10 protein-coding genes and 1 tRNA gene are annotated in these 11,239 nt (G+C 68.8%); 2 read left to right on the top strand and 9 right to left on the bottom strand.

Going from position 1 to position 11,239, the window contains the following annotated elements:
* Window positions 1–155: 155 nt before the first annotated feature.
* The gene (locus tag WA967_RS08545; RefSeq protein WP_424421214.1) at window positions 156–659 is read left to right on the top strand and encodes a DUF3145 domain-containing protein; all 504 of its coding nucleotides are present in this window, start codon (window positions 156–158) and stop codon (window positions 657–659) included.
* A gap of 174 nt (window positions 660–833) precedes the next feature.
* Here WA967_RS08545 and WA967_RS08540 read toward each other — a convergent pair whose 3' ends face one another.
* The 6 genes from WA967_RS08540 to aceE all read right to left on the bottom strand — a co-directional run bounded on the left by WA967_RS08540 (window position 834) and on the right by aceE (window position 8,448).
* A complete protein-coding gene (locus tag WA967_RS08540) occupies window positions 834–2,069 on the bottom strand; it encodes a beta-ketoacyl-[acyl-carrier-protein] synthase family protein (protein WP_424421212.1) in 1,236 nt (411 codons plus the stop codon).
* Between the two features lie 78 nt (window positions 2,070–2,147).
* Window positions 2,148–2,396, bottom strand: a complete 249-nt coding sequence (locus WA967_RS08535) for an acyl carrier protein (protein WP_298866908.1) — start codon at window positions 2,394–2,396, stop codon at window positions 2,148–2,150.
* A 63-nt stretch (window positions 2,397–2,459) separates the two neighbouring features.
* Window positions 2,460–3,458 (bottom strand): beta-ketoacyl-ACP synthase III, encoded by a 999-nt coding sequence (locus WA967_RS08530; protein WP_424421210.1) that lies wholly within the window; start codon window positions 3,456–3,458, stop codon window positions 2,460–2,462.
* Window positions 3,455–4,375, bottom strand: a complete 921-nt coding sequence (locus tag WA967_RS08525) for an ACP S-malonyltransferase (protein WP_424421208.1) — start codon at window positions 4,373–4,375, stop codon at window positions 3,455–3,457. The genes WA967_RS08530 and WA967_RS08525 overlap by 4 nt, the downstream gene beginning before the upstream one ends.
* A 124-nt stretch (window positions 4,376–4,499) precedes the next feature.
* The gene (locus WA967_RS08520; protein ID WP_424421216.1) at window positions 4,500–5,693 is read right to left on the bottom strand and encodes a PucR family transcriptional regulator; all 1,194 of its coding nucleotides are present in this window, start codon (window positions 5,691–5,693) and stop codon (window positions 4,500–4,502) included.
* A gap of 28 nt (window positions 5,694–5,721) precedes the next feature.
* A complete protein-coding gene (gene aceE / locus WA967_RS08515; protein ID WP_424421205.1) occupies window positions 5,722–8,448 on the bottom strand; it encodes a pyruvate dehydrogenase (acetyl-transferring), homodimeric type in 2,727 nt (908 codons plus the stop codon).
* 165 nt (window positions 8,449–8,613) lie between these two features.
* Between aceE and WA967_RS08510 the strand changes: the two genes are divergently transcribed.
* A tRNA-Val gene (locus tag WA967_RS08510) sits at window positions 8,614–8,686 on the top strand.
* A gap of 20 nt (window positions 8,687–8,706) precedes the next feature.
* Here WA967_RS08510 and WA967_RS08505 read toward each other — a convergent pair.
* The 3 genes from WA967_RS08505 to WA967_RS08495 all read right to left on the bottom strand — a co-directional run.
* On the bottom strand, window positions 8,707–9,480 hold the full coding sequence (locus WA967_RS08505; protein ID WP_424421202.1) for a sulfite exporter TauE/SafE family protein: 774 nt from the start codon (window positions 9,478–9,480) through the stop codon (window positions 8,707–8,709).
* Complete coding sequence (locus WA967_RS08500; protein WP_424421199.1) at window positions 9,481–10,554, bottom strand: acyltransferase family protein; 1,074 nt, start codon at window positions 10,552–10,554, stop codon at window positions 9,481–9,483. It lies immediately after the preceding gene.
* Window positions 10,555–10,559: 5 nt separating this feature from the next.
* On the bottom strand, window positions 10,560–11,239 hold a 680-nt coding region (locus tag WA967_RS08495; protein ID WP_424421196.1), incomplete at its 5' end, for a methyltransferase family protein.

The following is an 11,239-nucleotide window of genomic DNA, read 5'->3' as shown; positions in this document are numbered from 1 at the left end:
GGCCCCGGTCCTCGGACCGGGGCCACCGCTGCATCCGGAATCACATGCTTGTGATTCCTCGGGATCTGGGCGATAATCGCCGTACAACCGCATAGTTCGCCATATTCTTCGGATCAGGTCGTTGGGGAAGACGCACCTGAAGAAACGGAGAGATCATGGCGACGGGATACGCACGCGGAGTGGTGTTCATCCACTCGGCGCCACGCGCGCTCTGCCCGCACCTCGAATGGGCGGTCGGACGCGCTATCGGTCGAGCCGTGAACTTCGACTGGAGCGATCAGCCGGTGCAGCCGGGCACACGACGTGCGGAGTTCTACTGGGATGGGCCGGTGGGCACCGGCTCTGCTCTGGCCACAGCCATCCGCGGCTGGGAGCATCTGCGCTTCGAGGTGTCCGAGGACCCGACGGCCGGCAATGACGGCGGACGCTGGATGCACACGCCCGACCTCGGCATCCACTACGCCCAGACCGACAGCGCCGGGAACGTCGTCATCGGCGAGGACCGCATCCGGTATGCGATGGAGATCGCCGAGGGCAGCATGACCGAGCTGCAGCGCGAGCTCGACGTCGCCCTGGGAGTCGCGTGGGACGAGGAGCTGGAGCCGTTCCGGCACGCCGGCGATGACGCGCGCGTGGTCTGGCTGCACAAGGTCGGGTAGCCCGACCCTTCGACAGGCTCAGGGATCCAGCCCAGAGGCTGTGCGAGACAGGCCTGCGGGAGAGGCGCGAGTAACGGCATCCGGTGATCAGCTCCCGGATCCCGAGAAATCGAATCTCCCGCAGCAGGGCAGAAGCCCCCTGCGGGGAAGCAGGGGGCTTCGTCGTACCGGAGGTCAGGCGTTGCGGAATGCGACGACGGCGTTGTGACCGCCGAAGCCGAACGAGTTGCTGATGCCCAGGAGGTCGCCGTCGCCGAGAGGCTGCGCCTCGCCCGAGAGCTTGAAGGGGACGGCCGGGTCCGGCTCGGTCATGTTGATCGTCGGGGGAGCGACGCGGTCGCGCAGCGCCAGCACGGTGTACACGGCCTCCAGTGCGCCGGTGCCGCCCAGCAGGTGGCCCGTGGACGCCTTGGTGGCGGAGACCGGGATGTCATCGATCCGGCTGCCGAACACGCGCTTGAGCGCCTCGTACTCGTTGGGGTCGCCGACCGGTGTGGAGGTGGCGTGCGCGTTGATGTGCGACACCTCGTCGGGGGTGGCCCCGGCCTGCGCGAGCGCGGCCTCGACGGCGCGGGCGGCGCCGGCGCCGGTCGGGTCGTTGCCGGTGATGTGGTACGAGTCGGCGGTGACGCCGCCGCCCACGAGGTAGGCGTAGATCTTGGCGCCGCGGGCCTTGGCGTGCTCCTCGGTCTCGAGGACCAGAGCCGCGCCGCCCTCGCCCATGACGAAACCGTCGCGGTCGATGGCGCCGGGGCGCGATGCCGTGGCCGGGTCATCGTTGCGTCGCGAGAGCGCCTGGGCCGAGGCGAAGGACGCCATCGTGATCGGGTGGATCGCGGATTCCGCACCACCGGCGATGACCACGTCGGCCAGGCCATCCTGCAGGTGCTCGTAGGCGTTGGCGATGGACTCCGTGCTCGAGGCGCACGCGCTGACGACCGTGCGCGCGAAGGCGCGGGCGTTGAAATGCAGCGACAGGTTGCCGGCGCCGGCATTCGGCATGAGCATGGGCACAGTCAGCGGCATGACGCGACGCGGGCCCTTCTCTCGCAGGGTGTCCCAGGCGTCCAGCAGGGTCCACACCCCGCCGATGCCGGTGGCCCAGTCGATGCCGAGGCGCTCGGGCTCGACCTCGGGTGATCCGGCGTCCTCCCACGCCTCGCGAGCGGCGATCAGCGCGAACTGGGTGGAGGGGTCGAGGCGCTTGGCCTCGTGGCGGGGCAGCACCTCCTCGGGGCGGACGATGGCCTCGGCGGCGAAGTGCACGGGGATCTGGTACTTCTCGACCCATTCGTGCGTCAGCGTGCGTGTGCCGGACATTCCGGCGAGCAGGTTCGTCCAGTTCTCGGGGGCCGTGCCGCCCAGAGCCGACGTGGCGCCGATGCCGGTGACGACGATGCGCTTGGTCATTGAGGGTCCTTCGTGGGGAGGTGGTTCAGGGAAGGAGGATGCCACTCCCCGCGGTCCGCAGGGGTGGCATCCGCAGGGTCACTCCTGGCCGGCGACGATGAAGTTGACGGCGTCGGCGACGGTCTTGAGGTTCTTGACCTCGTCGTCGGGGATGGTCACGCCGAACTTCTCTTCGGCGTTGACGACGATCGTCATCATCGAGATCGAGTCGATGTCGAGGTCGTCTGTGAACGACTTCTCCATCAAGACCTCGGATGCGTCGATGCCGGTCTCGTCGGTGACCAGTTCTGCAAGGCCTGCGAGGACCTCGTCGGTGCTGAGAGCCATGGTGTTTCCTCTTTCTGGAGTGGTTTCTGAACCGGTGAACAGTCTAGGGATGCGGCGCCCCGATCAGGGGAGCACGACCACCTGCGCGCCGAAGACGAGCCCCGCGCCGAAGCCGATCTGCAGCGCGAGCCCGCCGCTGAGCTCGGGGTGCTCCTCGAGCAGACGGTGCGTGGCGAGCGGGATCGAGGCCGCCGACGTATTGCCGGTGGTCTCGATGTCGCGGGCGATGACGGTGGTCTCGGGGAGCTTCAGCTGCTTGGCGAACTCCTCGACGATGCGCATGTTGGCCTGGTGCGGGATGAACGCGTTCAGGTCGGATGCCTCGATGCCGGCGCGTTCGAGAGCCTCGCGGGCGACCTTGGCCATCTCCCACACGGCCCAGCGGAACACCCGCGGACCCTCCTGGCGCAGTGTGGGCCACGGGGCCTTGCCATCGCGGAATTCGGTGAGGGTGTGGTTCATGCCCACGAGGTCGGCCTTGGAGCCGTCGGAGCCCCAGACGGTCGCGGAGATGCCCGGAGCGTCGCTCGGACCGATCACCACCGCGCCCGCGCCGTCGCCCAGCAGGAACGAGATGGAGCGGTCGGTCGGGTCGACGATGTCGGAGAGCTTCTCGGCACCGACGACCACCGCGTAGTGCGCCGCGCCCGCACGGATCAGCGCGTCGGCCTGCGCGACGGCGTAGGCGTAGCCCGCGCAGGCCGCGTTGATGTCGTACGCCGCTGCGGGGTTCGCACCGATCCTGTCGGCGACGATGGCGGAGACCGAAGGGGTCTGCTTGGGGTTGCTGATGGTGGCGACGATGACCAGGTCGATCGCGGCCGGGTCGACGCCCGAGCGCTGCACGGCCTCGGCTGCGGCTGCGGAGGACAGATCGATGGCGTCGGTCTCCGGCACGGCGCGTGCCCGGGTGATGATGCCGGTGCGCTGACGGATCCACTCGTCGCTGGAGTCGATCGGGCCGATCAGGTCGTCGTTCGGCACCGCATTCTCGCCGCGCGATGCGCCGACGGAGTAGATGCGCGTGTACTGCGCGCCGGTGGCCTGCTTGAGCGTGGTCATGCTGCTGCTCCGTTCAGCAGCTCCACCGCTGCGTCGAGATCATCGGGGGTCTTCACCGCGACATTCGGGATGCCGCGCATGCCGCGCTTGGCCAGGCCGACGAGGGCGCCCGCAGGGGCGACTTCGATGAACCCGGTGATCCCGGCGGCCAGGAAGGAGTCCATGCACAGGTCCCAGCGGACCGGCGAGGACACCTGCGTGACGATGCGGTCCAGGGCGTCCTGTCCGGATGTGACGACGGCGCCGTCGCGGTTCGACCACAGCGTGATGGCGGGGTCGTGATGTTCGACTTCTGCGATCGCGGTGCGCAGGGTGTCGACGGCGGAGGCCATGTACGAGGTGTGGAAGGCGCCGGCGACCTGCAGGGCGACCACGCGGACGCCGCGGGGTGCGTTCTCTGCCAGCTTGGCCAGGTTCTCCAGGGTGCCGGCGGCGACGATCTGACCTGCGACGTTGTAGTTGGCCGGGGTCAAGTCCAGTTCGGCGAGCAGCGCGAGCACGGCATCCGCATCTCCGCCCAGTACGGCGCTCATGCCGGTGGGGGCGTGCGCCGCGGCATCCGCCATCGCGCGACCGCGGATGCCGACCAGCCGGACGGCGTCGTCGGCGCTGATGACGCCGGCTGCGCTCAGGGCTGCCAGTTCGCCCACGGAATGACCCGCCAGGCCGTCTGCCGTGCGCCCTGCCCGCGCGACCAGCTGCTGTGCGGCGATCATCGACGCCGCGACGATCAGCGGCTGCGCGACACGTGTGTCGCGGATGGTGTCGGCATCGGATTCGGTGCCGTGCGCGACCAGGTCGACCTCAGCGGCCTCGGAGTACGCGGCCAGTTGGTCGGCTACGCCGTCCAACTCCAGCCAGGGTGTGAGGAATCCGGGGGTCTGGGAGCCCTGTCCAGGGCAGGCGACGACGATCACCCATCCATTCTGCCAACGTTCGCCCGCTCGCGGTGGATGGTTCATCACAAGAATTCCGGATTCACTTGTGCGTGGCGCACAGACCGAACCCGACAGGGCCCGTCGGGACTCAGCCCGTCGGGACTCAGCGGCGACGGGGGAGCGCGCGGCGGCGGGCGGGCTCGACCGTGCCGATGGACCCCAGGATGAGGGCGGTCTGCAGGATCAGCGCCTCCCGCGGGCCGGTGGCGTCCCAGCCGATGACCTCGCTGACCCGCTTGAGGCGGTACCGCACGGTGTTGGGGTGCACGAACAGCTCGCGGGCAGTGGCCTCCAGCGACCGGCCGTTGTCGAGGTAGCTCCACAGCGTGGTCACGAGGTCAGGGGAGTGCGCCTGCAGCGGACGGTAGATCCGCTCGATGAGCGTCTGCTTGGCCAGCGAGTCCCCGGCCAGCGCGCGCTCGGGAAGGAGATCATCGGCCTCGACGGGGCGCGGAGCGCCGCGCCAGGCGCGAGCCACTGCGAAGCCCGCGAGAGCCGCGCGGGCGCTCTGGCCCGCATCCACCAGCGCGGCGACGGGCGGTCCGACCACGACGTAGCCGGGGCCGAACGACGGCTCCAGGCGCTGCGCGATCTCGGCGAACGGCAGCTCCTCGCCCTCGGACTGGTCCTTGCCCGTGGCGTGCGACCGACCGACGACGAGCACCAGACGGGAGCCCTGCACGCCGATGAGTACGTCCACCGACAGTCGGCGGGCGGTACGACGCACCAGATCGACGTCGAACTGCGGCGGGGTCGTGCCGACGACCACGCACACCTCCCCGTGCCCGTGCCAGCCCAGGGCCGCGATGCGGCTGGGCAGCTCCTCGTCGGCCTCGCCGGTGAGGATGGAGTCCACCACGAGGGCCTCGAGGCGGGCATCCCACAGCCCCCGGGCCTCTGCCGCGCGCGCGTAGACGTCAGCCGACGCGAACGCGACGTCGCGCGAGTACAGCAGGATGGCCTCGCGCAGGTCGTCGCCGCGGCCGGCGACGCGCTCCTCGGTCACCTCGACGGTGACGCGGATCAGCTGCAGCGTCTGCTGCAGACTCACGCTGCGCAGCAGCTCGCGAGGTGCGGCGGCGAAGATGTCCGCCGCGATCCAGGGCGTCGAGGACGGGTCGTCGTACCACTGGATGAACGAGGTGATGCCCGCCTGGGCCACCAGCCCGACGGCGGACCGTCGGGCAGGTGGCATGTCGGCGTACCAGGGGAGGGTGTCCTCGAGCCGCTTGATCGTCACCGTGGCGATGTCGCCGGAGATCCGGCGCAGCCAGGCGAGGGTCGCGGCCTTGTCCATGGCCGGCTTGGGGGAACCGGTCACAGGCTCAGCTCTCGCCGCCTGCGTTCCCGCTGGCGCCCGCGTTCACGTCGTGCAGCGAGTACTTGCGGATGGCTTCGCCGACCACCGAGCGCTCGACCTTGCCCTCGTCGGCCAGCGCCTGCAGGGCGCGGACCGCGATGGACGGGCCGTCGATCTTGAAGAAGCGACGGGCCGCGGCGCGGGTGTCCGAGAAGCCGAAGCCATCGGTGCCGAGGGTGTAATAGGGGTTCGGCACCCACTGGCGGATCTGGTCCTGCACCGCATGCATGAAGTCGCTGACGGCGACCACGGGGCCGTCCACACCCTGCAGCTTCTGGGTGAGGTACGCGGTCTGCGGCTCCTCCTCCGGGTGCAGGAAGTTGTGCTCATCGGCGGCCAGACCGTCGGTGCGCAGCTCACCCCACGAGGTGACCGACCACACGTCGGCGCTCACGTTCCAGTCCTTGCGCAGCAGCTCCTGGGCTTCGAGCGCCCACGGCATCCCGACACCCGATGCGAACAGCTGGGTCTTGTGGCCCTCGCCGGAGTCGACCGAGACGCGGTGGATGCCCTTGATGATGCCCTCCACGTCGACATCCTCCGGCTCCGCCGGCTGCACCATCGGCTCGTTGTAGACCGTGATGTAGTACATGACGTCGGGGTGCGGGTGGTTGCCGCCGTACATGCGCTCCAGCCCGGACTGCATGATGTGCGCGATCTCGTAGCCGTAGGCGGGGTCGTACGAGACGGTGCCCGGGTTGGTGGACGCCAGCAGCGGTGAGTGCCCGTCGGCGTGCTGCAGGCCCTCACCGGTGAGCGTGGTGCGACCGGCGGTGGCGCCGATCACGAAGCCGCGCGCCATCTGGTCGCCGGCAGCCCACAGGGCGTCGCCCGTGCGCTGGTAGCCGAACATCGAGTAGAAGATGTAGATCGGGATCAGCGGCTCGCCCTGCGTGGAGTACGAGGTGGCGGCGGCCGTGAACGCCGCGACGGCGCCGGCCTCGTTGATTCCGACGTGCACGATCTGCCCCTGCGGGCTCTCCTTGTACGCCAGCAGCAGCTCGCGGTCGACGGAGGTGTAGTGCTGCCCGTTCGGGTTGTAGATCTTCGCCGTCGGGAAGTAGGCGTCGATGCCGAACGTGCGGGCCTCGTCGGGGATGATCGGGACGATGCGCTCACCGAAGTTCTTCGAGCGCAGCAGGTCGCGCATCATGCGGACCAGCACCTGGGTCGTGGCGACCTCCTGCGTGCCGGATCCCTTCTTGGGCAGCGCGTAGGTCTTGTCCTCGGGAAGCGTGATCTCGGTGTGCTTGGTGCGGCGCTCCGGGATGAATCCGCCCAGGGCGCGGCGGCGCTCCAGCATGTACTGGATCGTCTCGTCGTTCTCACCCGGGTGGTAGTACGGCGGCAGGTACGGGTCGGCCTCGAGCTGCGCATCCGTGATCGGGATCTGCATGGTGTCGCGGAAGGTCTTCAGGTTCTCCAGCGTCATCTTCTTCATCTGGTGGGTCGCGTTGCGGCCCTCGAAGTGCGGACCCAGGCCGTAGCCCTTGACGGTCTTGGCGAGGATCACGGTGGGCTGGCCCTTGTGCTCCAGCGCCGCCTTGTAGGCCGCATACACCTTGCGGTAGTCGTGGCCGCCGCGGCGCAGCTGCCAGATCTGCTCGTCGGTGTAGTCCTTGACCAGGGCCGCGGCGCGCTCGTCCTTGCCGAAGAAGTGCTCGCGGATGTACGCACCGGACTCGGCCTTGTACGTCTGGTAGTCGCCGTCGGGCGTGGTGTTCATGATGTTCAGCAGCGCGCCCTCGGTGTCGCGGGCGAGCAGATCGTCCCACTCGCGACCCCAGATGACCTTGATGACGTTCCAGCCCGCACCGCGGAAGAACGACTCCAGCTCCTGGATGATCTTGCCGTTGCCGCGGACGGGACCGTCCAGGCGCTGCAGGTTGCAGTTGATCACGAAGGTGAGGTTGTCCAGACCCTCGTTCGCGGCGACCTGCAGCTGGCCGCGGCTCTCGACCTCGTCCATCTCGCCGTCGCCGAGAAACGCCCAGACGTGCTGGTCGCTGGTGTCCTTGATGCCGCGGTTGGCGAGGTACTTGTTGGACTGCGCCTGGTAGATCGCGTTGATCGGGCCGATGCCCATCGACACGGTCGGGAACTGCCAGTAGTCCGGCATCGAGTGCGGATGCGGATACGAGGGCAGCGCGTGGCCGAGGTGGGACTTCTCCTGGCGGAAGCCGTCCATGTCGGCCTCGGTCAGGCGTCCCTCGAGGAACGAGCGGGCGTAGATGCCGGGGGAGGCGTGGCCCTGGATGAAGATCTGGTCCCCGCCGCCGGGTGCGTCCTGACCGCGGAAGAAGTGGTTGAAGCCGACCTCGTACAGCGAGGCTGCGCCCGCGTAGGTGGAGATGTGACCGCCGACGCCGATGCCGGGGCGCTGGGCGCGGTGCACGGTGATAGCGGCGTTCCAGCGGATCCAGTGCCGGTAGCGGCGCTCGATCTCCTCATCGCCGCCGAACGCCGGCTCGTTCTCCGGCGCGATGGTGTTGATGTAGTCCGTGGTGGGGACCATCGGCACGCCGAGGTGCAGATCCTTCGAGCGCTTCAGCAGGCTGAGCATGATCTCGCGACCACGGCCGTGGCCCTTCGCGTCGACCAGCTCGTCGAGCGACTGCTGCCACTCGCCGGTCTCCTCCGGATCGCTGTCGAGGGGGCCCTGGGAGTACGGATCCTGATCGTGAACAGTCACGTGGAGCCTTTCGTCTTACTGGCAGGTCTTGCCAAGGAAACGGGATGCGACGCGGGGGAGCCTTGTCGGCTCGGCACAACACGCGCTGTGCTCAGCCTATATCCGTTCGGGAGTCGGATGCCGCATCCGGACAGCCGGGCGTCTCCCGGTAGACTTGCACGCTCAGGGCCTTTAGCTCAGCTGGTAGAGCGCCACGTTTACACCGTGGATGTCGTCGGTTCGATCCCGGCAGGGCCCACCGTGCAGATGGCTGTGCGCCTACTCGACGAAGAGGATCACCGCCGCGGTGAGTGCCACGATGACGAGGATCGCACGCAGCACGGGCGCCGGAAGGCGGCGGCCGATCCGCGCGCCGATCACCCCGCCGATCGCGGAGCCGATGCCGACGAGCACGGCGATGCGCCAATCGACGGTGCCGCTCGAGATGAAGATGATCGCGGAGACGACGTTGGCGGTGCCTGCCAGCACGTTCTTGGCGCCGTTCGCACGGTTCATGTCCGTCGACCACAGGATGCCGAGCATCGCGAGCAGCACGACGCCCTGGGCGGCGCCGAAGTAGCCACCGTACACGCCGGTGGCCAGCACGCCGAGGATCAGACCGAAGGTGACCGCCCTCGTGCTGTCGTCGGCCTGCTCATGAGCGGCGGCGTTGCGACGGACGTACCTGGCCACGCGCGGCTGGACGGCGGCCATCACGGCGGCGATGACGAGCAGGAACGGGACGATGAACGAGAAGCTCGTCGCCGGCAGCGCGAGCAGCAGGATGCCGCCGATGATCCCGCCCACAGCCGAGAACGCCGCCATGACTGCGACGGCGCGCCACTGCCCGCGCAGTTCACGCCGGTAGCCGAAGGCTCCGGTGACCGAGGCCGGGACCAGGCCCACGGTGTTCGAGACGTTCGCGACGACGGGTGGGACGCCCAGCGCGAGCAGGGTCGGAAAGGTGATCAGCGTGCCCGCGCCCGCCACGACGTTGATGATCCCTGCCAGGATGCCCGCGCCCAGGATCGCAGCGTATTCGACGAGGCTCATTCAGGCCAGCGCGGCCTTCTTGGCCGGCCACATGCGCCGCGGCAGCTCGAAGAGCAGGCTCACCGGCATCCGCCGGCCCAGCAGGGCGAACACGGTGGCGACTCCCATCGTCACGATGAACACCACCACGAGCGCCGCGCTGGAGTTCGTGATGCCTGCCTTCAGCGCGAGCCATCCCAGCGCCGCGAAGACGGGGTAGTGGGACACGTAGTAGATCAGCGAGTACTGGCCCACGAAGCGCACCGGCGCCAGCCAGCGCACGTCGGGCGCGACTGCCGTCAGTCGCACCAGGATCATGATGCCCAGCAGCGCCGGCACCACCGACAGCGGCACGTACCAGAGCGGATCCACCAGGCCCGAGAACAGCCCGAGTCCCAGGGGGATGACGGACAGCACCGCGGCCCAGCGCACGCTCAGGAGCCGGGCGAACTGATCCCAGTGCTTCTCGATGAACGCGCCCAGGAAGAAGAACGGCATCAGGTAGAAGAAGCGCTGCAGCAGCACGAGCTCGGGGGACACGATGAACATCAGCATGAACGGCACGCCGAACAGTACCCAGATCGGCACCCACTTCATCAGCAGCGCCAGGATGTAGTACGCGAAGATGAACTGCATGAACCACAGGTAGGTGTTCCAGAAGCCCCACTCCCAGGGCATGAACTCGCCCTTGCCCACCATGTACTGACCGGCGGCGTAGATGAAGGTCCACACCACGATCGGCCAGACGATGCGGCGCACCTTGCCCCACACGTACTTGCCCGTCGGCGCATGCAGAGAGCCGGCGACCAGCAGTCCGGACAGGAACATCAGCATCGGCATCCGGAACGGCGCGAAGAAGTTGCTGAGGAATTCGAAGAACGCGGGAACGTCGCCGACGCGGGCCGCGACGATCTCGGTGCTGTGCAGCAGGATCACCAGGATGATGGAGGATCCGCGCAGCAGATCCATCCATCCGATGCGCCGGTCGTGACGATCCAGAGCGCGGCTGATGTCGGCGCCGTTCCCGGCCTTCCGGCGGGCTTCGGCGCGGGTGGCCGGCGCGGGGGACGCGGCGTGATCAGTGTGCTCAGACATCCGGGTCAGTATACGAGAGGCTCCCGAGCGGATCCGGGATTCGGGCGAGGCGGCCGGCGCGGGATCCAGCACGAGACCCGGTCGCGGTAGGCCTCGTACGGAGCGACGAAGCGGGCGACGAGATCCTTCTCCTCCCACGGCCGGATCACGTCGTTCCAGACCAGCGATCCGCACAGCGCGTACACCACCACCAGCCAGGAGCCGCACATCAGGCCGACGGCCACGCCCTGGGCGATACCCGCGACGGCCATCGGGTTGCGGATGATCCGGTACGGTCCGCTGACCACCAGCAGGCGGGCGGTGGCCGCCGGGAGCGGGGTGCCGTCGCCGTGACCGGCCATCGTGGAGGCTGACCAGAGGCCGAGCGCGGTGGCGGACGTCAGAAGCACGACGCCGAGGATCGCTGCGGCCGGCACGACCGGCATCCGCAGTCCCCAGCGCCACTCGACAACGGCGATGACCGCAGGGATGACGGCCAGGCAGACGCCCCAGAACACCACGATCTGCACGCCGGTGCGCAGCAGGTGCGTCCGCGCCGGGGCCGAAGTCGCCTCGCGGGCCGCGAACGGCCCGATCAGCAGCCACTCCGAGGGCAGGCGGTTCATCCGCACCAGCAGCAGGGCGCCCAGCGATCCGACGGATGCGGCGATCATGAGCAGCGCTCCCCAGCCCGCCAGCGTCGTGG

Source organism: Microbacterium sp. (assembly GCF_049650565.1).
Classification (GTDB): Bacteria; Actinomycetota; Actinomycetes; order Actinomycetales; family Microbacteriaceae; genus Microbacterium.
Note: the sequence above shows the minus strand (reverse complement) of the source record. Positions and strands in the feature narration are given on the sequence as shown.